Source organism: Fibrobacter sp. UBA7003 (assembly GCA_002449765.1).
Taxonomy (GTDB): Bacteria; Fibrobacterota; Fibrobacteria; order Fibrobacterales; family Fibrobacteraceae; genus Fibrobacter.
This window is the reverse complement of record DJXN01000015.1, coordinates 332,508-356,338: the sequence shown is the minus strand read 5'-3', so window position 1 is coordinate 356,338 and position 23,831 is coordinate 332,508. Positions and strand designations below refer to the sequence as shown.

Annotated in this window: 19 protein-coding genes; 8 read left to right on the top strand and 11 right to left on the bottom strand. The window is 49.4% G+C overall.

Annotated features, from left to right (window positions below):
- Positions 1–261: 261 nt before the first annotated feature.
- From B2952_RS13625 to B2952_RS13600, 6 genes are all read right to left on the bottom strand, one after another.
- Positions 262–921 (bottom strand): hypothetical protein, encoded by a 660-nt coding sequence (locus B2952_RS13625; RefSeq protein WP_290733678.1) that lies wholly within the window; start codon positions 919–921, stop codon positions 262–264.
- A gap of 16 nt (positions 922–937) precedes the next feature.
- The gene (locus tag B2952_RS13620; protein WP_290733676.1) at positions 938–1,609 is read right to left on the bottom strand and encodes a hypothetical protein; all 672 of its coding nucleotides are present in this window, start codon (positions 1,607–1,609) and stop codon (positions 938–940) included.
- 159 nt (positions 1,610–1,768) lie between these two features.
- Positions 1,769–3,856 (bottom strand): heavy metal translocating P-type ATPase, encoded by a 2,088-nt coding sequence (locus B2952_RS13615; RefSeq protein ID WP_290733674.1) that lies wholly within the window; start codon positions 3,854–3,856, stop codon positions 1,769–1,771.
- A 168-nt stretch (positions 3,857–4,024) separates the two neighbouring features.
- The gene (locus tag B2952_RS13610) at positions 4,025–4,249 is read right to left on the bottom strand and encodes a DUF1490 domain-containing protein (protein WP_290733672.1); all 225 of its coding nucleotides are present in this window, start codon (positions 4,247–4,249) and stop codon (positions 4,025–4,027) included.
- Between the two features lie 267 nt (positions 4,250–4,516).
- The gene (locus B2952_RS13605; protein WP_290733670.1) at positions 4,517–6,775 is read right to left on the bottom strand and encodes a TonB-dependent receptor; all 2,259 of its coding nucleotides are present in this window, start codon (positions 6,773–6,775) and stop codon (positions 4,517–4,519) included.
- Positions 6,776–6,944: 169 nt separating this feature from the next.
- Complete coding sequence (locus B2952_RS13600; protein ID WP_290733668.1) at positions 6,945–8,270, bottom strand: hypothetical protein; 1,326 nt, start codon at positions 8,268–8,270, stop codon at positions 6,945–6,947.
- A 323-nt stretch (positions 8,271–8,593) separates the two neighbouring features.
- On the opposite strand from B2952_RS13600, the gene B2952_RS13595 reads away from it, so the two are divergent.
- The 8 genes from B2952_RS13595 (at position 8,594) to B2952_RS13560 (ending at position 18,496) form a co-directional block, all read left to right on the top strand.
- Positions 8,594–9,430: a helix-turn-helix domain-containing protein gene (locus B2952_RS13595; protein ID WP_290733666.1), complete on the top strand. Its 837-nt coding sequence runs from the start codon at positions 8,594–8,596 to the stop codon at positions 9,428–9,430.
- 128 nt (positions 9,431–9,558) lie between these two features.
- Positions 9,559–11,343: an ABC transporter ATP-binding protein gene (locus tag B2952_RS13590; protein WP_290781652.1), complete on the top strand. Its 1,785-nt coding sequence runs from the start codon at positions 9,559–9,561 to the stop codon at positions 11,341–11,343.
- On the top strand, positions 11,336–13,066 hold the full coding sequence (locus B2952_RS13585; RefSeq protein WP_290733662.1) for an ABC transporter ATP-binding protein: 1,731 nt from the start codon (positions 11,336–11,338) through the stop codon (positions 13,064–13,066). The genes B2952_RS13590 and B2952_RS13585 overlap by 8 nt, the downstream gene beginning before the upstream one ends.
- 90 nt (positions 13,067–13,156) lie before the next feature.
- Positions 13,157–13,723, top strand: a complete 567-nt coding sequence (locus tag B2952_RS13580; protein ID WP_290733660.1) for a DUF3793 family protein — start codon at positions 13,157–13,159, stop codon at positions 13,721–13,723.
- A gap of 42 nt (positions 13,724–13,765) precedes the next feature.
- On the top strand, positions 13,766–14,194 hold the full coding sequence (locus tag B2952_RS13575) for a flavodoxin (protein WP_072799357.1): 429 nt from the start codon (positions 13,766–13,768) through the stop codon (positions 14,192–14,194).
- Positions 14,195–14,280: 86 nt separating this feature from the next.
- Positions 14,281–16,635: an efflux RND transporter permease subunit gene (locus B2952_RS13570; protein WP_290733656.1), complete on the top strand. Its 2,355-nt coding sequence runs from the start codon at positions 14,281–14,283 to the stop codon at positions 16,633–16,635.
- 15 nt (positions 16,636–16,650) lie between these two features.
- A complete protein-coding gene (locus tag B2952_RS13565; RefSeq protein WP_290733654.1) occupies positions 16,651–17,682 on the top strand; it encodes a DMT family transporter in 1,032 nt (343 codons plus the stop codon).
- A gap of 25 nt (positions 17,683–17,707) precedes the next feature.
- Positions 17,708–18,496 carry a ZIP family metal transporter gene (locus B2952_RS13560; protein ID WP_290733652.1) on the top strand — a complete coding sequence of 263 codons (789 nt, stop codon included), beginning with the start codon at positions 17,708–17,710 and terminating at the stop codon, positions 18,494–18,496.
- Positions 18,497–18,505: 9 nt separating this feature from the next.
- Here the strand turns inward: B2952_RS13560 and feoB are convergent, their stop codons facing one another.
- The 5 genes from feoB to B2952_RS13535 all read right to left on the bottom strand — a co-directional run bounded on the left by feoB (position 18,506) and on the right by B2952_RS13535 (position 23,786).
- Positions 18,506–20,554, bottom strand: a complete 2,049-nt coding sequence (gene feoB, locus B2952_RS13555) for a ferrous iron transport protein B (protein ID WP_290733650.1) — start codon at positions 20,552–20,554, stop codon at positions 18,506–18,508.
- Between the two features lie 2 nt (positions 20,555–20,556).
- Entirely contained in the window at positions 20,557–20,808 is a 252-nt protein-coding gene (locus tag B2952_RS13550) for a FeoA family protein (RefSeq protein WP_290733648.1), read from the bottom strand.
- A 221-nt stretch (positions 20,809–21,029) separates the two neighbouring features.
- Positions 21,030–21,434, bottom strand: coding sequence for a hypothetical protein (locus B2952_RS13545; RefSeq protein ID WP_290733646.1), 405 nt, complete (start codon positions 21,432–21,434; stop codon positions 21,030–21,032).
- A 42-nt stretch (positions 21,435–21,476) separates the two neighbouring features.
- Positions 21,477–22,817 carry a tetratricopeptide repeat protein gene (locus tag B2952_RS13540; RefSeq protein WP_290733644.1) on the bottom strand — a complete coding sequence of 447 codons (1,341 nt, stop codon included), beginning with the start codon at positions 22,815–22,817 and terminating at the stop codon, positions 21,477–21,479.
- A gap of 3 nt (positions 22,818–22,820) precedes the next feature.
- Positions 22,821–23,786 (bottom strand): type I restriction enzyme HsdR N-terminal domain-containing protein, encoded by a 966-nt coding sequence (locus B2952_RS13535; protein ID WP_290733642.1) that lies wholly within the window; start codon positions 23,784–23,786, stop codon positions 22,821–22,823.
- Between the last annotated feature and the right edge of the window lie 45 nt (positions 23,787–23,831).

Genomic DNA, 23,831 nt, shown 5'->3' with positions numbered 1-23,831 from the left:
TTTTCCTCTTTTTTCTCCTAAATCTATACTCATTTCTCTACAAAAATCCAAGAAAATTACTCCAAATTGGAATGTTTTATACATTCTGCGTTAGGCCTCCAGCCACTTGGCAACTCGTTGCCTTAGTGGCTATGGTCCCCTTTAGGGGAGACAGTTACCCGCAGGGACGAGACTTGCGTTAGCAAGGCTCGGTGAGTGCGCCGTTAGCGACGTGCGAGTATGGCCCGACCCGCTAGGGGAACGCCCAAAGGAATTTTGTCACTACGGTTCTAGTTTGTTGTAATTAGGGATGGGCAAATCATAGGGCAGAATGCGGCTATCATCGTCTCCTTGGACTTCGTTGTTGAAAGCCCCGATGACGCTCATCCAATTATTTGTGCATTTGTCGCTAAAAATGCTCCTGCATTTTGTTTTCAGGAACTTCATGAGCATCTTTTTCTCGTTGTCGTCCAGGAACCAGACGGATTTGTTATACGAGGTGCCCAGTTCGTATTTGGGTTCCAGAAAGGAGATGCGCGCGCACTTGGTCGCGAGTCCTCGTTTCCAATGGTTGTACAGCGTGAAATAAGGCTTTTTGCCGGGGCCGGTGTCGATGACGGCGCGAAGGTCTATATTCAGTTTTTTGCTCCACGCCCCGTTACAGGACATCATGTTGAATTCAGAAAGCTGCAATTTGCCATCGGGCGAATAGACGTTGATTCGCCGCTCGGATTCATATTCCAAATCGTCATTGACGGGCAGGAACATGATGGAATAGCTATAGACCGGGCAATAAAAATTTCCACTCTCAACATAATCTCGCAGGATTTTTTCGGCAGTGCGTAGCGACGTGAAAATTCCCAGATCATGGTCAACGGTGTCATTGCCCAGCCCATTCGGCAGAATCGTTGCCGCCAGCTGATAAATGTATCGTCTTCTCATAGAACCTCACTTTTGTTTAAAATCTCAATGTGTAGCACACTTCGAATTGTTCCGGTTTCATACGGACAATGTCGTGGAAGGTGTAGAGGCTTGATTCGCTGTCGTAGAGGAGCGAGTCGAGTTCCCAGGTGACGCCGTCTTTGACGAACTTATCGATGAGCAGCATTTGTTTCCAAGCGGGAACGAGGTAGACCTTGTGGCGTTCGGGGTTGTGTTCGTTCGTGCTTGAGCAGATGTTGATGGAGCCCCAGTTCGCGTACCAGAAAAGCAAATCGCTGATGTATTCGTGTTCGCCGGGAATGTCCCAGTCGTTCGCAGGGCAGATTTCCGATTCGAGTTCGTATTCCCTGTACCATTTGTGATTTTGCGCAGTAAGTGCGGCGATGTCCCTTTTGGTCGCTTCGAAGGTGCGGGCGATGCTCCGGTGCAGTTCCCTGAAATACTGGTCGAGCGCGATGAGCTTTTTCATGTTCGCGTAGGTCCAACGGAAATTCTTGTTCAGCATCTTCTGGCGGTCGCGCAGAAATTCGGTGTGGATTTTTGTTTCGAAAAGTTCCTGTTCAAACCTGCTTTGGGGCATTTCTTTTTTCCACTTCTCGACACAGCCGCGCTTGCGGCCGTTATCGAAGTCGCGATAGAAATTTCGGAGAATGTCCCACCGCGGTGCACGTGAAAGGTCTGTTGTCATTATGGCTCTCTTTTTTGCGAAAAAACATTGATTTTAGTAAAATTCGTCATCCACTAAAAATACATAATGACTGCGACAAATAGCGTCGCATAAGAATGCATCCGTAAAAACACGAAAAAGGTGGCATTACACCACCTTTTAACGAGATTTTGTGGAATTTTAGGGCTGATTCCGCTTCAACGGCGTCATGCTCTTGGCGCAAATCGCCATGGTCGAGAGGTTGTGCAACAAGGCCGAGGTCGAGGGGGCCAAGAAGCCAAAGAAGCCTGCCGCGAGTAGCGACGTGTTGAAGGCGACGATAAAGCGGTAGTTCGCCTGGATGCGTTCCATAAGCTGGACGCTCAATGTACGGAGTTCCGCAAGGTCGCGCAGGTCTTCGCTGCGGAGCGTCACGTCGGCGGTTTCGCGGGCAATGTCGCTGGCATCGCTCATGGCGACCGACACGTTCGCGGCGGCAAGGGCAGGAGCATCGTTGATTCCGTCGCCCACCATAATTACGCGGCGGCCTTCGGCCTTCATTTTTTCCACATAGCGGTGCTTGTCTTCGGGCAGCACCTGCGCAAAGAAGGTATCGATTCCCAAAAGTTGCGCCGTGCGTTCAGCGGCCTTCTGGCTGTCGCCGGTAATCATCGCCACATGCTTGATCCCGCGTTCGCGCAGCATGCGGATGGCTTCGGCAGCTTCGTCCCGCGGAGGATCGCTAATGCAAAGCACGCCCGCAAGGTTCCCGCCAATGGCAAGGTAAATCACGGATGCGGCTCCGGCGAGTTCATCGATCTTTTTCTGTTCCACCTCGCCCACTGCAATTTTTTCGTCTTCGACGACGAAATGCTTGCTGCCGATAACGGCGCGTTCACCGTCGAGAGTCGTCGCGATTCCATGCGCCACGATGTACTTCACGTCAGCATGTTCTTCTTCGTGGTCAATTCCCCGCTCGGCGGCACCACGCACAATGGCGCGGGCCATGCTATGCGGGAAATGTTCCTCGATGCAGGCCGCAATGCGGAGGATTTCTTCTTCGCTGCGGTTTCCGAACGGAATCACGCGTTCGAGTTTCGGTTCCGCCTTGGTGAGCGTTCCCGTCTTGTCGAAAACAATGGTGTCTGCAAGCGCAAATTCTTCCAGGTACTTGCCGCCCTTCACGGTCATGTTGCGGTCAGCCGCTTCGCGCAGTGCCGAAATCACCGAAATCGGAGTGGAAAGTTTGATGGCGCAAGAATAGTCCACCATTAGAATCGAGACGGCCTTGGTGATGTTGCGCGTAAACAGGAGCGTGAGCCCGAATCCGATAAAGCTGAACGGTACAATTCCGTCGGCAAGGCGTTCGGCGCGGCTCTGGATAGAAGCCTTCAGGTCTTCGGAGCGGTCGATGAGTTCGATAATTTTCTGAATCTTGGTGTTGCCGCTTACAGCCCGCACCGACACCACAATGGAACCTTCGTCTACGACGGTGCCCGCAAAAACGGACTTCCCGACTGTCTTGTGCACCGCCTGCGATTCGCCCGTCATGGTCGCCTCGTTCACAAAGGCATCGCCTTCGGCAACGGTTCCGTCCACCGGAATCATGCTGCCGGAACGCACGCGCACGAGGTCGCCCACTTGAACATCCTGCATGCGCACCTGAACGTCGATGCCGTCCTTGACTACCCACACGCGGTCTACCTTCACGGCAAGGCTTGCGGTAAGGGCCGTGCGGGTGCGCGCCTTGGTGTAATCTTCCAGAAGGCTGCTCACGTTCAGCAGGAACATGATGGTCCCAGCCGATTCGTAATTGCGCTGCAAGATGCTCGCCCCGATGGCGGCACCGTCCAACACTTCGACAGAAAGCTTTCCTTCGCCAAGGCAATTCAGGCCTTTCGCCACAAACCTGAGGCCCCTGTAAATCAGGTGCGCCGTGCGGATGGGAGGCGGAATAAACAACTTGGCAAGGTAACGCCGCGCAATCATGAACGCGAGTCGGTTCTTGAATTGCGTGTCGAGTTCCTGCAGTTGGTATTCGGTATCGGGTTCAATTTCCGGAAGATTAGCAACGTTTAGATTCCGGACGAAATCAATCACCTGTTCACGATAGCCGTCTTCGTATTCCAGCAGAATGCCGCCGTTTTCCGAATGGACTACCGCTTTCTGGACATAAGGTTCACTCACGCATGCCTTGTGGATGCGCGGTTCATGCATTTTTTCAAACGCGTAGGCCCCCGCCCGAAAGCGGATACGCCCCGGCTGATCGTAAACGATGCGAAAATTCATATTATTACAAATAATGGATTAAACTTTTTGTCATTCTGAGCGAAGTGCGTAGCACGAAGTCGATATAGAATTGTGAGCAACTTGTTGCTCGACAATTCTTAGGTTCGAAGGAGCAGAATCTATGCTAAAGATCCTTCGATGCGCTTCGCTTACTCAGGATGACACTTCTTATTTCACGCCAGCCTGATTCTTCGCGTCGTTGCAGATGTCGGCAGCTTCGTCCTTCATATCTTGGAAAGTGGCCTTGGCGTCGGCAGTAATCTTCATGCCTTCGGCAAGTCCCTTGACGGCATACTCGCGGGTTTTGGGAGCCTTGAGAATCTTCTTGATGATAGCCGGGCCAACGACACCAGCCACCACGCACCAGAACTTTTCATTTTTCCATACGGACATAGCTTACTCCTTTTGTTCCGCCCTAATGTCATCCCCGACGTGGTCGGGGATCTTCATTAAAGCTTTGTTGTTCTTTGCTTAATAATCTACCTAAATTTTCATCAAAAAGCAACTTACATACAAACTAACAAGCAGACTTCAAGCCCAAGTCCTGTAAGGCTTCCGTGCGACTAACATTGTTGCAAATTTGCAAATTAATTTACGATACACAACTTAGTTTCCGTATAAACAACTTAGTTAGCGTAAACTATCCGAAGTTAGATATATCTACCTGAAACTGTACCGGATCTTGGTTGCAAAAGTGCGTCCCAGTTTAGATTCTCCGTACTTGTCGTAAACGGTTTCGTCCAAAAAGTTGTCGACCTCAAAACTCCAGGCGAGCTTATTATCCCACACGGAATATTCCACGCCCAAATCCTGCGTGAACGAGGCGTCTATTTTCCGGCTCTGGCGGGAACTGATTTTCCAACCGTAATAATATTCATCGGTGTAGTTAGCAGCCCACCAAAACTTGACAAAATCGTTCTTATTGAATATATCGCCCATGTGGAATTCAGCGAGGTAGTTCATGAAGAATCGCGGAATGTTCGGGATAATCGCATCTTCAAGAATACCCTGCTTCGCATTGTAATCTATATTGCGCAAATCCTGGAAAGTCCAGTTCGTCCCAAGCAACACCCATTCATTCACATCAAGTTTCACATCGCCCTCGTAGCCCCAGCCGCGAATCGGGTCCATGTTGAAATACGGCACCGACATCTGAGAAGCGCTCATATAGTGAATGCGGTTCTTGTAATAGGAATAGAAAACGTCGCCATCAAATCGGAACCGCGCCACCAGCGGGATTTCTTGCAAATCAAGAGACAAGCCGACATTAAAATTATCCGCTTCTTCGGGCTTGAGGTTTGTCGCAGCACTCACGCGAATTCCATCGCCAAAGAGTTCATCGGGCGTGGGCAGGCGTACCGCATGCTGGTAAGAGCCCTTGACCGCAAGAGGCTTTACAATCCGGAACATCAAGCTTTCATCGTAACTAAAGTCCGTATAATCATTCTTTTCCAATACCGCCTGCTGTATCATACTTGTGGAAGTATTAGAAATTTCAGCCTTCATGTAATGGAACTTGAAACCCAACAGGTTCTGGAGTCTCGAATCAAAGAAATTGTCTTCAAGCGAAAGCCCCGTCGTCACCGAAATCGTCTTTCCCGGATACCCCGCCGTATTGAATCCGACCATTTCGGAACCCACGTCATCTTCGGGATCTTCCTTGTGGTACCGGAAAAGCGTATTCCAGTAAACAAACTGATTCTTAATGAACTGGTAATCCAAATTCAGCAAATCGTTGAAATCATACGCCTGTACTGTTCTCAGTTTCGGGAGTCCCATCATCGTCAACTCACCCACATTCTTTTTGGCCGTATCGCAGCTATACCAGTTGCGGCAATGAACGCGGCTCGTGTCAATGGTTTTATTTTCACTGTACCCGAACGAAAAATGGTTACCGAAATTCAAGTCTTTTACAAAGATATTTTTCTTATCCAGGCCGAATGTCGCCCCAAAATTGTATCCTTCGGCACTCGTTTCGACAATGCGGTTCGCATCCCCCTGAATTTCCTTGTCAAACGCGCCATAGCTTGCACCAAGCGAAATCTGGTCGAACCACGCATTCATCAAGTTCGCAAAAGCCTGCACGTTGTAAGATGTATAACGGTCATGGTCGCGAACTACGCTCGTATCCTTGCCCGCAGAACTCTTCATGTAGGGAGACGTGAATTCGTAATCGTTATCGGAATGGTTAAAGTAGCCCGACACGCCTACTTCCAAGCCTGCCCCACCCACAATACTGTCAATCACGTGGCTTGCCGTTACAGAAGCCTTGTGCGTATTGAAACTCGAAAGGCTATAGGACGCATCTACCGAATTGGCGGGGCGCTTTTTAGTAATGATATTGATAGCACCGCCTGCTCCATCTGTCGCAAAACGCGCGGGGACATAGCCCTTGTAAACTTCAATGTCCGCAATCTGGTCGATAGGAATATCGTCAAGGCCCAAGTTTCCCTGCGTCTCGACGGGGACACCATTCACCAACACCTTGATGTTCTTGCCTTCCATGCCGCGAATGTTGATTTTGCCTTCGCTGCCCATGCCGCCGGACTTGCGCACTTTCACGCCCGAAGCGGAATTGACCGCTTTTGAAACGGTCTTGCTTGTATTCTGCATCTCGGCCGCGTCAATTGTCGCGACAGATTCCGCCTTTTTTGCCTGCTTCGCCTGTTCCGCTTCTATTTCAGATTCCACCGAAAGTTCGTCCAGCTGCGTAACGCCCGAGGCATTTGCCGCAGATGCATCTGATTGCGCCGTCGCGCTGTTTGCGTTGTCAGTTGCCGCATTACTTTCCGGAGCAGATTCTTCAAGAAAATCGTCTATCGAGGTAATTTCATCATCTTGAGCACGGACCGAAACCGCACCAACCGTTGCAAATATAAGGGCAAGCGTTGCCGCCTTATAAAAAATCATCTTTTTCATCGCAGCGCAATTAAGCAATTTTCAGACTATTTTTCTACTCCAAACGGGCCTTTGAAAATCCGAATGGATTTATCCTGTACCAATAACAAAATCCGCCCTTGCTTGAGCAAGAACGGAAGTTTGTGTTTATGAGGACAATATGTACACCGCAGATTTGCGGCAATTTCACTTACTTAAGCGGCACAAGCCACATCGGAATCTGCTTTATATCGGCGATCTTTTCCGCCTTTTCGGACTTGGGATCATAGCGGAAGTAGGCGTTGCCGTCTTTTTCGGTAGAGACCGCAAAAATCACGGTGCCGTCGTCATCGATGTACTTGCCGTAGCTAGCCCAGCTAGAAGAATAATCAATCGGGAGCGCCTTCATGGTTTTCTTGGCAAGGTCAATTTCAACCGGCTTGCACGTGTTATTGTGGTAGCTATCCATATCGGTCCAAACCTGCTGCAGGTCCACCATCACGTTCAAGAAGGAATACACCTTGGTTCCATTGGCGGCGGTAGTGGGGCTCAGGTATTTGAAGTTGTCTTTCTTGGTGACACCGTCGATGGCGACATCCTTGGTCACGAGCCACTGATAATCCTTGTCGAATTCGGTTTCACCCACCTTGATGCGCAGGAACCCGTCGACCTGGCCCGGAGCGTAGCCCCAGGAAGCATTGCTGTAGCAGTAAATGTAACCGTCAGCAACGATAAACGACTGGTTCTGGGAATCATCCAGGGAGCCCACTGCCGCGACGCGGTCATCTTCAGCCACGGCAATCACGGAATCCTTCTCGATGTCAATAATCGCAACCTGGGCCGTATTACCGGTAGCATAGTCGCTCACGTTCTGCAACAGGCCAACATAGAGCCGACCGTCCACGATTACGCCTGTACCCGGGCTCACCACGAGAGCATCGTCGTTCTTGTATTTGGACAGGTCAATCGCGCCCGTGCGCTTCATGGTCTTCGGGTTGATGATGAGCAGCGAGTCAAGCATGCCGCCTAAGTAGGCTTTTTCTTCATTCACGAAGTAAATGTGGTTCGCCCATGCGCCAGCAAGCGAAAGTTCAGCCGTCTTGCTACCAATCTTGTTGTTTGCATCGAGACTGTAGCGTGCAATGGTTCCCACATCAAGGTCGGCAATGAACAGGGAATTGTCGTAATAGACAACGCCTGCGCGGGTTCCGACTTCGATATAGTCGGTGCCGATATCATCTGTATGGTCCAGCGACATCGTGCCGATAAACATCGTTTCGCCCGAGGCAATCGCAGTTGCAAATTCGCGTTTGTATTCGCCTTTTTCTTCCTTCTTGGAACTGCTGGAATTATCCTTGCTATCGCTAGACTTGGCATTGCTGCTGCTAGATTTGTTTTCGCTGTCACCAGACTTTTCGGACGAAGAACTGGAAAGTTCCTTTTCATCGTCACCGTTAGCAGAAGAAGAGTTGTCGTCGCCGCAAGCGACAAGCATGCTGAACGATACAGCAAGAGCCGCCAGAAAACGTGTTTTCATATATACTCCTTGATTGAGATGCGGGAAAACCGCGTTTGTTAATTTTGCGGAGCATTTTAGAAAAGTCTCACAAACGCCTCTACTCCAAATAGTGACGAAAAAATCCAAATGGTTTTTAAAATATCATATCATTTTTTTTCATCATCCAACTCTCATTTAACTCCATTTAGTCATTTTTCAATCCATTTAGACAGAATCGTATTCAAAATATGATAAGCCCAAAATAAAATTAGCCTTGACAAAGTTTTGCTTACTTGTTAGATTTGTCTTACTTTTTAAGATTCAGCTAACATAGTCAATCTGAATTGATTTATGAGGAAAGAATGCTAGACATTAACGGAATTGAATGGCTCCACAAAGTCGGGTGCTACCACACGACACTCGAAAGAGACCCGATTTTGGTTCTTGAATTTTGCCGAAAGGGGCAAATCAGTTGGGCAGGTGGTGCCCTCCCCTGCAATCAGTTGAATGCCGGAGAAATGCTGGTTTACGACGCTTGGACTTCTGGGGCGCTGACGCGTTCTACAGACTACTGCGGCGACCGCATCTTGTTCTACGAGGAATCAGCAAAATACATCCAGGAACATTTCGCAGGTTTTGCACTCGACATCAGGACTCTTGCGCAAAAAATGTGCCGTCCGGGCCGACCGTTCATCGTGCACACCAAGGAAGAGGTGGCTCGCGCATTCGAGAAAATCGAGAACAAGTCCGAAAAAACGCAGGCAGAATACTGCAGACTCGCCATCTTAGAATTGTTGCTCACGTTAAAAAACTTGGACACTCAAAGAGAATACGCCTGCCGCGAGTGCAATTTATCTTCGATGCAAATAGAAAAGATTTACTGCATCCGTTCGTTCATCTGCGAAAACATGGACAGCCATTTTACCATCGAGGAACTTTCCGACAAGTTTGACATGCCGCCCACCGCAATGAAGCTCTGCTTCAAGAACGTGTTCGGTTTGCCGGTATTCACTTACGCTCGCCGCGAGCGCATGAAACTGGCCGCCAAGCAACTTCGCGAGTGCGACCGCGGGATTCTCGAGATTGCAGGCGAAGTCGGTTACAATAACGGGAGCAAGTTCGCCCACGCCTTCCAAGATGTGATGGGCATGACCCCCAAGGAATACAGGAAAAAATACAGGATGACAAACGTCGCATAACCAGATAAAAAGAAAAAGTGTCATCCTGAGTGGAGAACCGTCAGGTTCGAAATCGAAGGATCTCTTACCAGGATTCTTCGACTACGTGCTTCGCACTTCGCTCAGAATGACACATTAGCGATTAATTTATGAAAAAGACATTCTCTAAACTCTACGCATACATGGGTTCGCGAAGACCGCTGTTCCCGCTAGCATTGATTCTCTCGGCATTGAGCGCCATCGCAGGGCTCGTGCCGTTTTTACTGATGTGGCTCATTGTCCGCGAGGTTATCTCTGGCGGCGACATGACGAACATCAAGATATTCGACTACTCCATCGGGGCGGTTCTCGCCTCGGTCGCAAGCGTTCTGCTCTACTTTGCGGCCCTCGCCTGCTCGCACCTGGTAGCATTCAGGCTCGAAGGAGACCTGCGTCGATTCGCCATGAAAAAACTGATGAGCGCGCCTCTCGGATTTTTCGACAAGAACCCGACCGGCAAACTCCGCAAGATTATCGACGACAACGCCGCGATTACGCACACCTTCATTGCGCACCAGATGCCCGACATTTCGAGCACCATCTTGATTCCCGTCGTGGCGCTCGTGATGATGTTCAGCTTTGACTGGCGACTTGGCCTCGCCTCTTTGGTGCCTATCGCCTACGCCATGTTCATTTTAGGCACCCTAGGCCGCAGGGGAACCAAGTTCATGGAACGCTACATGCAGGCCCTCGAAGAAATGAACTCCGAAGCGGTGGAATACGTGCGCGGGATACCCGTAGTCAAGGTTTTCCAGCAGACGATTTTTTCATTCAAGAGTTTCTACAACAGCATCGCGACCTACCACAAGATGGTCACAGCCTATTCCGACAATTGGAAAGTTCCTTACTGCATCTACACGACCCTCGTGAACGGTTTCGTACTGTTCCTGGTGCCGACGGCAGCGCTCATTATCGGTAACGACGGCGATGTAAAACTCACCATCGTGAACATGATGATTTACGTGCTGGTGACGCCGCTGTTTTCGCAGTGCGTCATGCGCAGCATGTACCTAAGCAACGCTACGAACCAGGCGGGGCTTGCCATTGACCGCATCAACGATATTGCACGCACCAAGGATTTGGAGGTTTGCGAAAATCCCGTACCGATGCAAAAGTTCGATGTGGAATTCCGGAACGTGAACTTCACCTACCCCGATACCGACAAACAGGTACTGAGCGACATCTCACTCACGGTACCGGCGGGCCATACGGTAGCACTTGTCGGACCTTCGGGCGGCGGCAAGAGTACGATTGCAAAACTCCTGCCACGATTCTTCGATGTCGATAGCGGTGAGATTACTATTGGCGGTGTTCCCGTAAAGCAGATTGACCCGAAGGAACTGATGAAGAATGTTTCGTTCGTGTTCCAGAATACGCGCCTTTTCAAGATGAGCATTTTGGATAACGTTCGCTACGGCATGCCCGATGCGACTCTCGAACAGGTAAATAAGGCGCTTGACCGTGCGCAGTGCCGCGAAATCATCGACAAGTTGCCCGGCGGTATTGATACTGTTATCGGGAGCAAGGGAACTTACCTTTCAGGCGGCGAGCAGCAGCGAGTGGTGCTTGCGCGCGCTATCTTGAAGAACGCTCCCATCGTGGTGCTCGACGAGGCGACCGCCTTTGCAGACCCCGAAAACGAACGCCTAATTCAAGAAGCCTTGCACAAGCTTGCCGCCGGCAAGACCGTGCTGATGATTGCCCACAGGCTCACCAGCGTAGTGAACGCCGACCAGATTATCGTTGTGGAAGATGGCGAAATCGCCGAGCGCGGAACGCACAGCGAATTACTTGAAAAGAACGGCATTTATGCCAAGATGTGGGCCGAATACCAGCAGTCCGTCACGTGGACCCTCGACAATTCCAAGAATAATGAAGGAGGCGAAAATGTATAAGTGGGTTCAGAATACTTTTGCTCTTTCGGAAGAAGGCTCGCGCACGTTTGTCCGTGGCGTCATTTGGACATTTTTGCACTTTGTTTCGCTTATGTTCCCGATGATGATGCTCTTTTACTTTTTGATGGAGCAGATGGGCGTCGGTGAATTTGCAGGCAAAACTCCGCACGGGACCTTGTTCTATGTGGGAATTGCGGTAGTCCTGTTTGTCGTGATGCTAGTCATTTACAGGTTCTCGTACAGCGCCACCTACGATAGCGTGTACGACGAAAGCATGCGACGTCGCGTCTCGATTGCCGAAAAACTCCGCAAGTTGCCGCTTTCGTTCTTCGGCAAAAAGAACCTTTCAGACTTGACATCGACCATCATGGACGACTGCAATGCTCTCGAAATGATTTTCTCGCATGCGGTGCCGGAACTTTTCGCTGCCATCGGGAGCGTCACCATAATCGGAATCATGCTGTTCTGCTACAACTGGAAAATGTCTATCGCACTTTTCTGGGTGGTGCCCGCAGCAGCATTGCTCATTGCGCTTTCCAAGAAAATTCAAGACCGCTGGTTCGAAAATTCATATAACGCCCGCCGCGTGATTATGGAAGATATCCAGGAAGGTCTCGAAAACGTGCAGGAAATCCGTTCGTATTCGGGCGAAGCGGCCTACCTCGATCATTTTGACAAGGATTGCATCAAATACGAAAAATCGCAGATGGATTCCGACGTGAAGGTGGGTTCGTTCCTGAATTCGGCGCAAGGCATTCTCAAGATGGGCCTTGCCACGGTGCTGATTACTGGCGCACGCCTCTGGACCAAGGGCGAAATCGATGTATTCACCTATCTGGTGTTTATCGTGTGCGCGGCGACTGTTTACAACCCGGTTTTCCTGGTGTTCAACAACCTCGCTGAACTGTTCTTCGTGAATGTGCGCTTGCGCCGTTTCCGCGAAATGGACCAGATGAAACCTCAGGATGGCGTAACTGTATTCACTCCGCAGAATTACGATATCGAATTCAAGGATGTCGACTTCAATTACAACGAGAACAAGCAAGTCCTGAAAAAAGTTTCGTTCACGGCTAAGCAGGGCGAAATCACCGCACTTGTGGGCCCGAGCGGCAGCGGAAAGACGACTGCTGCAAAACTTGCAGCACGCTTCTGGGATATTCAAGGCGGCAAGGTGACCCTCGGCGGGCAGGACATCAGCAAGATTGACCCTGAAACGCTCCTCAAGAATTTCTCCATCGTCTTCCAGGACGTGGTGCTGTTCAATACGAGCATCAAGGACAATATCCGCATCGGCAAGCGCGATGCCAGCGACGAAGAAATCCTGAAGGTGGCAAAACTCGCGGGATGCGATGAATTCGTGCAGAAGATGCCGCAGGGCTATGACACCGTCATCGGCGAAAACGGTGATACACTCTCGGGCGGAGAACGCCAGCGAATCTCGATTGCACGCGCCCTGTTGAAGGACGCGCCCATCATCTTGCTCGACGAAGCGACCGCAAGCCTCGACGTAGAAAACGAATCCAAGATCCAGCGCGGCATTTCGCAGCTGGTGAAGGGCAAGACCGTCATCATCATCGCACACCGCATGCGCACCATCGCGAACGCCGACAAGGTCGTGGTGCTGCAAGACGGCCACATCGCCGAAACAGGCTCCCCCGCCGAACTCAAGGCGAAAGGCGGCCTGTTCAGCAAGATGCTCAAATTGCAAATGAACAAAAATTAATACAAAATTAGCCTTGACAAACATCAAGGCTTTTTTATATATTTGTTAGAGAAAACTAACTTTACAATTTATTTGTAGTTTGCAATAAAAATGAATCGCCTTTTAGACCACCGTCTCGTTCGCCAATGCGCGCCAACACTCGCCGGACTCAAGGTCGGAAGTTTATTCTGCCTTGAATCTTCATCCAGCGAAACGCTGTGTAAACAACTCGCCCACTGGAACAAGGAACTCAACCCTCGCGGCGTGTGCGTGCGCGTTATCGCAGAACGCTGCGGTCGCAGTTTTATCTACGTCTATCGCGAAGACGCCCTGAAAAAGCTTATTGCCGAGCCGGAAATCCGCCATTTTCTCGCTGCCTACGGCTACGCAGACTTTAGCACCGACTGTGCACTCGCATACATGACGGCGCGCATCCGCAAATGCCACTGTTTTCCGCACGAAGTCGGACTATTCTTGGGCTACCCCCTCGAAGACGTGAAAGGGTTCATTATCAACGGCGGCAGGAATAGCAAATATACGGGCTACTGGAAAGTTTACGGCGATGTAACCGAATGCGAAAAACGGTTCGCCTGCTTTCGCAAGTGCTTCGACGTTTTCAACAAACTATTTGAAAAAGGATACTCGCTGCCGATGCTGACCGTCCGAAACGCAGCGTAATCAAACGACATTTACCTCTTTAATTCACCTAGGAGAATCACAATGGAAAAAATCGCAGTCATTTACTGGAGCGGAACCGGCAACACTGAACTGATGGCAAAATACGTCGCCGAAGGTGCAAAGGCCGCCGGCGCCGAAGCCGACGTGTTCAGCGTCTCGGACTTTTCGCAGGGCCAGCTGGGCGAATACGCCCGCTATGCTCTCGGATGCCCTGCTATGGGAGCCGAAGAACTGGAAGATTCCGAATTCCAGCCCTTCTACGAAGCCGTCAAACCCGCTCTCAACGGCAAGAAAGTCGCCCTGTTCGGCTCTTACGGCTGGGGTGGTGGCGAATGGATGAACCCGTGGAAGGCCGACGCGGAAGCCGCCGGGCTCGTACTTGTGGCAGACCCGCTCGCCATCGAGAACGCCCCCGATGACGCCGGCAAGGCCGCCTGCCAGGATCTCGGCAAGGCGCTCGCCACCGCCTAAAAAGAACATTTCTTTCTTATAGTGTTTTGGATTGAAGCAGCCCTGACGGAATCACACTCCGTTGGGGCTTTTAGAGGAGTTATACAATGCAAGTTTCTCGTGTCAACAAGGTTTTTGCCCGATTGGGGCGTTTTCAGGTTCGTTTTCGCTGGTTGATTCTGCTGGTAACAGCCGTCGTGACGGTTTTGGCGAGTCTCGGGCTCCCGCATCTGCAGATGAGTAGCAGTGAAGAGGACTGGTTCGATGACTGGGATAAGGTGAAAATCGACCAGGCGCATTTCAACGAAAAATTCGGTAGCGACGACGGCTACATGGTGATGGTCCGCGCCGACGACGTTTTTGCGCCAGAGGTGTTGCAGGCAATCGACAGGCTTTCGCGTAGGCTCGAAAACGAGGTCCCGTATGCCGACCGCGTCGTTTCGCTGACGCACAATTTGTCGATTCCGGTCGCAAATGACGAGGGTTTCGAAGTCATAGACCCGTTCGAGGGCGGCATTCCCGATAACCCGCAGGAACTAGAATCGAAAAAGCGACTGATTCTTTCCCGCGAATCGCTCGTGAACAACATCGTTTCTGACGACGCGAAAGAAACCTGGATTATTCTCGCGCTGAAATCATACGAAGGCGGCGTCAATTTTGGCAAGGACAGTATCGCGCCTTTTGCCCGCGAGGTCATCTATTCCGACGAATTCAAAAGCGACAAGTTCGAGATGCTCCCGACGGGCATGAGCTACACCGAGATGGAAGAAAACGAAGTCATCTCGCGAGAATGCGCCATGCGTATCGGTTTCGGGTTCCTGGTGATGCTTGTATGCCTTATCTTGTTTGTAAGGTCGTTGCGTGGCGTGGTGGTGCCCGCGATTGCAACAGTCGGCGGCATCGCTTCGGTACTCGGCATTAATGCGTGGCTCGGCGTTGTCGGCGACGAGAGCATGGTCGCGCTCCCGGTGCTTTTAGGCATGGCACTTTCGGTGGGCTATTCCATTCACTACATCAATTCATTCCGCATGCACTTTAGGCGCACGGGCAACCGCCGCGAATCCGTGATTTACGCCGTCGAAGAGACGGGCTGGCCCATCCTCTTTACCGTCATTACCACGGTCGCATCGCTGATTTCGTTCCTGTTCGCAGGCATTCGCCCTATCCGCTGGATTGGCGGGATTTCAGCGGGCATCGTCACGATGGTTTATCTGTATGTCATCATCTTGATTCCGATTCTCATGAGCTTCGGCAAGAACGCAGAACCCGACCCGACGCAGGTAAAGTCCGCAGGGGCCACCAAGGCGGACATTCTCTTTGAATTCTTCGGGCGCAAGGTGTGCAGGCACAGCGTTATTGTCGCAGTGATTTCGGCTGCAATTATGCTGTTGCAAGTTCCAGGCATGATGCGTATCGACGTGAATATGGACTACACCGAAACTATGGGCGAAAAGATTCCCTTCGTGGTGCGGCTCAAGGACATGCTCAGCGGAAAGCTCGGAAGCCTTTACGACTTTAACGTGATGGTGGAATTCGATGACGCGGATGCGCTCAAGGATCCCGCCAATATGAAGCGCATCGAGCAACTTGAACAAAAACTCGGAACGCTCCAGCTCACGAAAATTTCGGGCGACAAGCCGCGCGTGCAATCGGTGACGCGCCTCGTGAAAGAGATGAATCGCACGCTGAACGCCGACAGCATCGAGTATTACAAGATTCCCGACGCGCAGGACATGCTCACGCAACTGCTGTTCCTGTACGAAATCTCGGACCCCGACGCGCTCTTTGAACGCATGGACGAAGAATACAAGACCACGTTCATCCACATAGAACTTTCGGGCTATGATGCCAACAAAATCGTAGAAGACCTGGATTCGGCAAACGCCTATGCCGCCCGCATTTTCCCCGACGCAAAAGTCTCCGTGGTGGGCGAAGTTGTGAACTACGCCGAAATGAACGGCAAACTGGTCGGCGGACTTCTGCGCTCCTTCGGCGGTTCATTCGTGATTATCGCCATCATGATGATTCTTGCGTTCGGAAGCATCAAGGCGGGCCTTATCGGGATGATTCCAAACGTAGCGCCGGTTCTCCTGATAGGCGGCGTCATGGGCTATTCGGGCATGCCGCTCGACATGATTACGATGATCGTGATGCCAATGATTTTGGGCATCGCCGTCGACGATACCATCCACATGAACAACCACATCAAATACGGCTTTGAACGCACGGGCAGTTACAGGCACGCGTTACTGCTCTCTTACCGCGAAATCGGAAAGACCATGGGCATGACCACTTTCATCCTTTGCGCGATGTTCTTCGTGTTCATTTTCAGCCCCATGGGGGCCCTCCACAACGTGGGTTTGCTCTCCATCGTGGGCCTCGGTGCCGCACTCCTTGCCGACTACACGCTCACCACCGCACTTGTGTACCTGAGCAAGCCATACGGGATATCTTCAAATTAATTCTACATTTAAATCATGGACAAGAATGTCGTTGCGATTGGTTATGCTATAGCGGCGGCCGCATTTTATGCACTGAATGTCCCCTGCTCCAAAATGCTGCTGGCCCACATTTCGTCTATATTCATGGCGGGACTGCTCTATATTGGCGCGGGGCTCGGCATCGGCATTCTCTACCTGTTCCATATCCGGCGCGAGTCCCAATCGGAACGGCTCCGCAAAAAAGATTTCCCCTACACGCTGGGCATGGTCCTGCTCGACATCGCCGCACCCATATTGCTCATGTTCGGCGTCAAGTACGGAACATCCAGCAACGCCTCCCTGCTCGGGAACTTCGAAATCGTCGCGACAACGTTGATTGCGCTGTTCATCTTTAGAGAAAAGGTGTCTACGCGTTTGTGGATTGCCATTTTATTTATAACATTATCCAGTTTCATTCTCTCGTTCGAAAATGCCGATGGATTCAACTTTTCGATCGGATCCATCTTCGTTCTCGGCGCGACCATCTGCTGGGGGCTAGAAAACAACTGCACCCGCAAAATTTCGGACAAAAGCACATACCAGATTGTGACCATAAAAGGCCTCTGTTCCGGAATCGGTTCCATCGTCGTTTCGCTTACTACAGGCGAAATGAACTTCGCCGCAAAATACATCCCGCTCGCCCTGCTGCTCGGCTTTGTGGCTTACGGCCTGAGTATTTTCACCTACATCCGCGCGCAACATTACCTGGGAGCCGCAAAGACCAGCGCCTTTTACGCCTTTGCGCCCTTTATCGGCGTCTTGTTTTCTGTCGTGCTCCTGAACGAAAAAATCACGCTGCAATACATCGTGGCGTTCCTGGTCATGATTGCCGGAACCATTTTCGTGGTCTGCGATACGCTTGTCCGCTCACATTCGCACATGCATCAGCATATTTTCACGCACACGCATGGCGGCATAACCCATACGCACGTTGTTGTGCATTCCCATTTGCACAACCATGTCTTCTCCGATGCAAAGCACAGCCACAGCCACGACATTAAGGACCTAGAGAAAAACTCGACACACTGATACGCATTATGCTATCTTTCAAAGTATGAACGAGCCGGTTATACAAATTGCACAAGGTCTAGCCATCCCGTTTTTAGGGACGGTTCTCGGTGCCGCATGTGTTTTCTTTATGAAGAAGCAGATGGGGCAAAATCTCAAACGTGGCCTTTTGTCTTTTGCGGCGGGCGTCATGGTGGCGGCTTCTATATGGAGCCTGCTTTTGCCCGCAATCAGCGCGAGCGAATCGATGGGCAAACTGGCTTTCATCCCGGCGACGGTCGGTTTCTGGGCGGGCATTCTGTTCCTGTACATTTTGGATAAAATAACGCCGCACTTGCATTTGGGTAGCGCCACGCCAGAAGGTCCCAAGGCAAAACTCAAGCGCACGACCATGCTTACGCTAGCGGTGACTTTGCACAACTTGCCCGAGGGCATGGCTGTCGGTATCGTTTTCGCAGGCTGGCTTTCGGGGAATGTGGCCATCACGCTTTCGGGGGCGTTTGCGCTTGCCATAGGCATTGCGATTCAAAATTTCCCTGAAGGGGCGGTGGTTTCGCTCCCGCTCCGTGCCGAAGGGGCTTCCCGCAAAAAGGCTTTCGCCTTGGGAGCGCTCTCCGGAGCCGTAGAACCCGTAGGCGCGTTAATCACGCTGCTTGCGGCTGAGGCGCTCTCGCCGTTCATGCCCTACCTGCTCTCGCTTGCGGCGGGCGCCATGATTTATGTTGTAATCGAAGAAATGCTCCCCGAAGTCAGCGAAGGAGAGCATTTTGATGCCGGCACCATCCTTTTTGCCGTGGGCTTCACGCTCATGATGGTGCTCGACAGCGCGCTATAAAATTTTCCGTTAAAAAATCAGCAATCCGATGTGGTAGCCGATAAAGGCGAGTCCAAGAGAAATCGCCAAATAATACCCCATGATGGTGGCTAGCCACTTGAACGAGCCTGCCTCGCGATAGGTGGTGCCCATCGCCAGTACGCAGGGAACGTTGAACATCGACGCAAACAGGAACGCGAGCGCTTCGGGCTTGCTGATGGTACTTGCAAGAGCCTCGCCCAAGTTTTCGCTTGCAGCCACGCGGGTCACAAGAGAGAACGCCTCGCCGGTGTGGTTGAAGAGCGTGCTCATAATGCCAAGCGAAGCTTCCTTACTGAACATACCGCCCAGATAAGAAACGAAAAGTTCCCAGCGCATGCCAAAGAACATCGTCACCGGCTCAATCGCATTGCCAATTTTGTAAAGGAGCGTATTTTCCACATTCCCGTCGCCTGCGTAAGAGAGCGCCCAGAAAAGGGCCGCCACCACCAGGATCATCTTCAAGGCCTTCTTGAAAATGCCCCAGGTGCTGCGCCCGACCATCGCGGCAATCATCTTCCAATGCGGCTTATGATACGGCGGAAGCTCCATAATCATACCCACACGTTCATTCTGCGGTACAAGCTTTTTGCCAAACAGGCGCGAAGACAGATAGAAACTCGCAAAAATCAACGCCACATAGCCAATACCGAACAACGGAGCCGCCGACCCGAAGAAAGTAGACGCCAGGAACAGCACCACCGCCACCTTGCTCCCGCACGGAATCGCCCACAACAGAACGAGCGCAAGCAGGCGCTGACCGCGGGTATCGAGCACGCGCGTACCGCAAACTGCACCCGCCGTGCAGCCAATTCCGGAAAACAGCGGCATAATCGCCTTGCCCTGTAAGCCCAGGCGCGAAAGCCAGTTGTCGAACGCATACGAGAAACGCGCCATGTAGCCAATTTCTTCGAGAATGCGGAATACGAAAATGATGGCGAAAATGAAACTCGTCATACAAATCGTGATGCAAGTTCCACCGACAAGCACCAAGTTGATGAACGAAATCACCACAGGCCAGACGCCAAGTGCGCCGCCAACACGTTCTACGAGCGACTGCAATACAGGCTGCATTCCAAAACCGATTCCCATGCCCGGGAAAGCGAGAATCATGCACGCAATCAGCGAGACGACCATAATGCCGAACGCAAAGAACTTGCCCTTGATGTGGTGCGTGGCGATGCGGTCCCACTTGCTAAAGACCTTCTCGATGGACTTGGGCGTCGCCAATTCACGCACAATCTTCGAAACCCAGCGATACTTGGCTTCACCAGTAAGCATACCGCCGTCACGCCCTTCTTCGCTATCGAGAATCGCGTCAATCGCATTTTTATGGGCAAACGGAAGCATTTCATTCACGACACCGCAAATGAGCTTGTCTTTTTCAAGGAGTTTTTCCGCAATCCAAATTTTTTCGCATACGCCATATTCAAAGTCACCGAGCGCGGCTTCGATGCGGCTAATGAGATTATCCGTTTTTTCAGCAAGCTCTCCCCCGCCAACGAGTTCCTCGCGCAGGCTCCCGCTATCGAGGCAAACAGGCGTCTTGATAGCCGAAACCATCTTCTTGAAAAATTCAGGATAACGTTCCGTTTCGGCCGCACTGAAGCCAAGCACCGGAACGCCAAGGCGCTTTTCAATCGCAGCCACATCGATCTTCTTGCCTGCCGCTTCGGCCACATCCATCATGTTGAGCACCAGCATCACGGGCAAGCGAATGCCCACAAAATCCGCCAGCATGTAAAGGCTGCGTTCCAGCTGCGACGCATCTACCAGGATGCAGACGAGGTCCGCCTTGCCGCTCTGAATGTAGTCGCGGGTGACGACTTCTTCTTCGGAGTTCGCCGAAAGTCCGTAACTGCCCGGAAGGTCAATTACTTTATATGTCGTGCCGTCAAAAACAAATTCACCCTCGGCCTGCTCCACCGTTTTGCCGGGCCAGTTGCCCACGCGCTGGTGAAGTCCCGTTAAGTTGTTAAAAAGCGTCGATTTACCGGAATTGGGTTGCCCGAGCAAAGCAATAGTCTTGATTTCGCTCATCTTTACGATTCTACCTTGACAAAAATCTGTGAACTTTCCTTATGGTTGACAGCGATAACCGTATCGCGGCAAAAAACGAGCACCGGCGAAAGTTTATCGTTCTTGAGGAGCGTAAAGGCGGAACCCGGCGTAAGCCCGATGGAAACGATTCTTGAAATAAAGCGGGAATCGCCCTCAATCTGGGCAACAGTTCCGCAACGATTTTCGCCCATTTCGGCGAGGCTCAAACGGTCAACAAAATCAGCATTTTTCATGCGCCAAAAGTAGCCGAAAAACGCTCAAAAAACCGCTCCAAACGGGTTTTGAATGCTCCGAGGGGATTTAGAGGGGAAAGCCTTCCCCTCGCTCCAGCCCCGCCCCACCCTTATTGTCATGCCCGACTTGGTCGGGCATCTCTTAAGCCCACCCCAACGGGGCTTCCGCTACCCCTTCTATGCGGGCTTCAGACGCCAGCCCGCAACGCCTGGCTTTATTATTAGTTCACGTTTGATTTGTTAGTATGGTTATCATGCTCTTTCTTTGTTTCTACAGACTGAACTGTTTGATGAATCTGGTGATAAAAATTGCACAAAACCCCGTCTTTTTGCTTTTCATTCATTTCTGACCACAGCTTCGACAATTCAGAATTATCCATCCGTTTCATCCATTCGTGTAAAAGAATTATTCCAAAAGGTAGCTGAACATAAAGGAGAAGTAAAGGCTCATTAGAATTAATATAGTCTGCATATCGATAAACATCCTGCATGAACTTATCAACATCGTCTCCAAACCACTCCTTTGCTCTCTCATAGAAATGTTGGCTTTTCCGTGATTCTGCCGATTTCGGGTCATAATCTGTTTTTTTATTTGGGTTAGTATTTTCTGAATCTGTTTTTTTCATGATAATGAACCCTCTTTTTTGAAAAAAAGTAATACAAGTGTATCAACTCATAACTTTTGATTTTCTTTGACGAGATATTGCCACGCCAATTCTTTTCGCCTGTTCCCGACATTTCTCTAAATCAGAAAGTATAGTTTGAAAATATTCTGCTTCGCGATTATCTTTAGCACAAACGGCTTTTTCACGACAAGATTTTGCCAGTTCGATTATCTTTGGATTCACTTCCATTGGATATCCATATTTTCGGGACGATTCACGAACATCTTCAATTGAAACATCAACCAGTTTGCTTGATTTACTATCAGTCCTATTATTTCGTTTGCCCGGTTCCTCTAGGGGCTTAATATACGCATCGCATAATTTTTTCACACGCAAATTTGTTGTGCGTTCTGATCTAGAAAAGATTTGAAAATCCTGAGCGACATTCTTTCTGGTTTTATCCGAAGACACATATTGCATTTTCAAATAAATACAACATAAAACATCCTTGTTCAAATTCCTGCCATCGAAATAACACATCAAAGCATCATAAAACGCCCTAAAATGGGATGGACGATACGCATATTTTAGGCCTCGAATGATTGTATCTAGGCTTTGTTTCCACTGCCTTCGCTCTAGATACACACGAGCGAGAAACCACAAACCATATGCGGAAACCGGGTTCCATTTCAGTGTTTCATTCAGATACTTTTCTGCTTCTGAATATTTTTTCATTTCAAAAGCAATGGCAGCATTCTCTAAATAAATGTATTCTACCGGACAAATAAAGTTAATGTTCCTAACATTAGAATTTGACGATTTGTTATAATGCTGATAAACAAACCATTCCATTTCGTTCATAATAGAGACATATTGGAAGGATTCATTTGAAACAAACGGATTATCGTCTAATATTTTGAGTAGAGTTTTTGACTGTTTTGACGCATCTTCGAAATTCTTTTTTCTCAACATTCCATTCAACGCCAACAGTTTATCTTCGACGCCTTTGCGTCCACCATATTTTTCTAGACTGGCGCGAAAGAAGTCAGCCTTTATTTGAAAATAATAGTCTTCTATGATATCTTGCTTTTGTACAGGTGAATTCTTTTTCCACTTTTCGTAATTTTCCACCTTGTTCATGAACCTCATCCAATCATTCATAAGAATGATTGCACACGAAGCATTGTCAAATTCAATAGCCTTTAAGACGAACGAATCTAATTCAGGTTCATCTCTCTCAATACGTTCATTCCACTGTTCACCGTATTTTTCTAAAAAGAGTTCGGCATCATCCTTGCCGAGAAGTTCTTTAACGAACTTTTCAAAACGTTTGATATCGGCATCCTCTGATGTAGTTTTTGTTTTGGGCATAGGATTTATTCTGGCATTTTCAAACCATCTCACACATTATGATAAAAATTCGTAATATCGCTTAAGACCATTCTTAATTGCGGCATGCCTTTCTAGACCAATTTTAGCATACTTACCATCGCTCTCATAATCACGAACTAAATCTCGAATGGTTCCCTTTGATGCATTCCATATATCAATATTATTTCCTAATTTGCATTGGTGTTGTTCAATATAATTAACCGCACTTGCATATCCGCTTGCCACATTTGGAGAATACTTATGTGCAGTAAGCCATTCTTTAAATTTTTCCATCCGCTTATTTGCCGTATTTCTACGGTTACGTAGTAAAGGTTGTGGCGAAATCTGGTTATGTTCACTATCAGCCTTTTCAAATTCTTCTTTTGTAAAACCTCTTTCATTTATGAAATACTTCTTTAGCAATTCCTTAATAAGGCTATCATTTATTTCATTTTTTATTTGAGCAACATTTTTGTTAAAATTGTTTTGTTTTTGCTTTAGCAATTGACGTTCTTCATTCTTTTTTGCAATCCATTCTTTAATTTTTCTTTCGTCAAAATTGGATGAATTAAACAATTCTACAAAAGAAATTCCATCTAAATTATTCTCTTCAAAAGAAATCTCTACATAAGGTTGCTTTTCAGCATCTCGTCCATATTGATAGTCATAGACATACAATTTATCGCAAACAAGAACGCCAATAGATACACGATCTATTTGTTTAAGATATGAAAATAACTGATTTCTGCCTTCGTGCAATTCAAATCTTTTTAATTCTACAATACACATTTCCTTATTTTCTTTGCAAAGGACAATGTCAGCAATTTTATCCGTAGAACCGATTCTAATTTTCCGTTGAGAATTGATACAATCTTTCTTATATTCTAAATAATCTCGGAGAATAACGGATTCCCACATTGTTTGAACTGCTTCTTCCTTTTTTCCAGAAAGATCTTTTTCTTTCTCAACTATTTTGTTCCAAGCATCTTGATAATTCATCATTACTCCTTTCAAATATTTGAATTACTTTTTTGAGTTTTGTTCCCA

What these genes read in the sequence shown, in the direction of transcription:
- B2952_RS13615 (WP_290733674.1), bottom strand. Translation starts at nt 3,856, where the DNA reads ATGAATTTTCGCATCGTTTACGATCAGCCGGGGCGTATCCGCTTTCGG.
- B2952_RS13570 (WP_290733656.1), top strand. Translation starts at nt 14,281, where the DNA reads ATGCAAGTTTCTCGTGTCAACAAGGTTTTTGCCCGATTGGGGCGTTTT.
- feoB (WP_290733650.1), bottom strand. Translation starts at nt 20,554, where the DNA reads ATGAGCGAAATCAAGACTATTGCTTTGCTCGGGCAACCCAATTCCGGT.
- B2952_RS13610 (WP_290733672.1), bottom strand. Translation starts at nt 4,249, where the DNA reads ATGTCCGTATGGAAAAATGAAAAGTTCTGGTGCGTGGTGGCTGGTGTC.
- B2952_RS13585 (WP_290733662.1), top strand. Translation starts at nt 11,336, where the DNA reads ATGTATAAGTGGGTTCAGAATACTTTTGCTCTTTCGGAAGAAGGCTCG.
- B2952_RS13595 (WP_290733666.1), top strand. Translation starts at nt 8,594, where the DNA reads ATGCTAGACATTAACGGAATTGAATGGCTCCACAAAGTCGGGTGCTAC.
- B2952_RS13560 (WP_290733652.1), top strand. Translation starts at nt 17,708, where the DNA reads ATGAACGAGCCGGTTATACAAATTGCACAAGGTCTAGCCATCCCGTTT.
- B2952_RS13535 (WP_290733642.1), bottom strand. Translation starts at nt 23,786, where the DNA reads ATGATGAATTATCAAGATGCTTGGAACAAAATAGTTGAGAAAGAAAAA.
- B2952_RS13550 (WP_290733648.1), bottom strand. Translation starts at nt 20,808, where the DNA reads ATGAAAAATGCTGATTTTGTTGACCGTTTGAGCCTCGCCGAAATGGGC.
- B2952_RS13545 (WP_290733646.1), bottom strand. Translation starts at nt 21,434, where the DNA reads ATGAAAAAAACAGATTCAGAAAATACTAACCCAAATAAAAAAACAGAT.
- B2952_RS13605 (WP_290733670.1), bottom strand. Translation starts at nt 6,775, where the DNA reads ATGAAAAAGATGATTTTTTATAAGGCGGCAACGCTTGCCCTTATATTT.
- B2952_RS13625 (WP_290733678.1), bottom strand. Translation starts at nt 921, where the DNA reads ATGAGAAGACGATACATTTATCAGCTGGCGGCAACGATTCTGCCGAAT.
- B2952_RS13600 (WP_290733668.1), bottom strand. Translation starts at nt 8,270, where the DNA reads ATGAAAACACGTTTTCTGGCGGCTCTTGCTGTATCGTTCAGCATGCTT.
- B2952_RS13590 (WP_290781652.1), top strand. Translation starts at nt 9,559, where the DNA reads ATGAAAAAGACATTCTCTAAACTCTACGCATACATGGGTTCGCGAAGA.
- B2952_RS13580 (WP_290733660.1), top strand. Translation starts at nt 13,157, where the DNA reads ATGAATCGCCTTTTAGACCACCGTCTCGTTCGCCAATGCGCGCCAACA.
- B2952_RS13575 (WP_072799357.1), top strand. Translation starts at nt 13,766, where the DNA reads ATGGAAAAAATCGCAGTCATTTACTGGAGCGGAACCGGCAACACTGAA.
- B2952_RS13565 (WP_290733654.1), top strand. Translation starts at nt 16,651, where the DNA reads ATGGACAAGAATGTCGTTGCGATTGGTTATGCTATAGCGGCGGCCGCA.
- B2952_RS13620 (WP_290733676.1), bottom strand. Translation starts at nt 1,609, where the DNA reads ATGACAACAGACCTTTCACGTGCACCGCGGTGGGACATTCTCCGAAAT.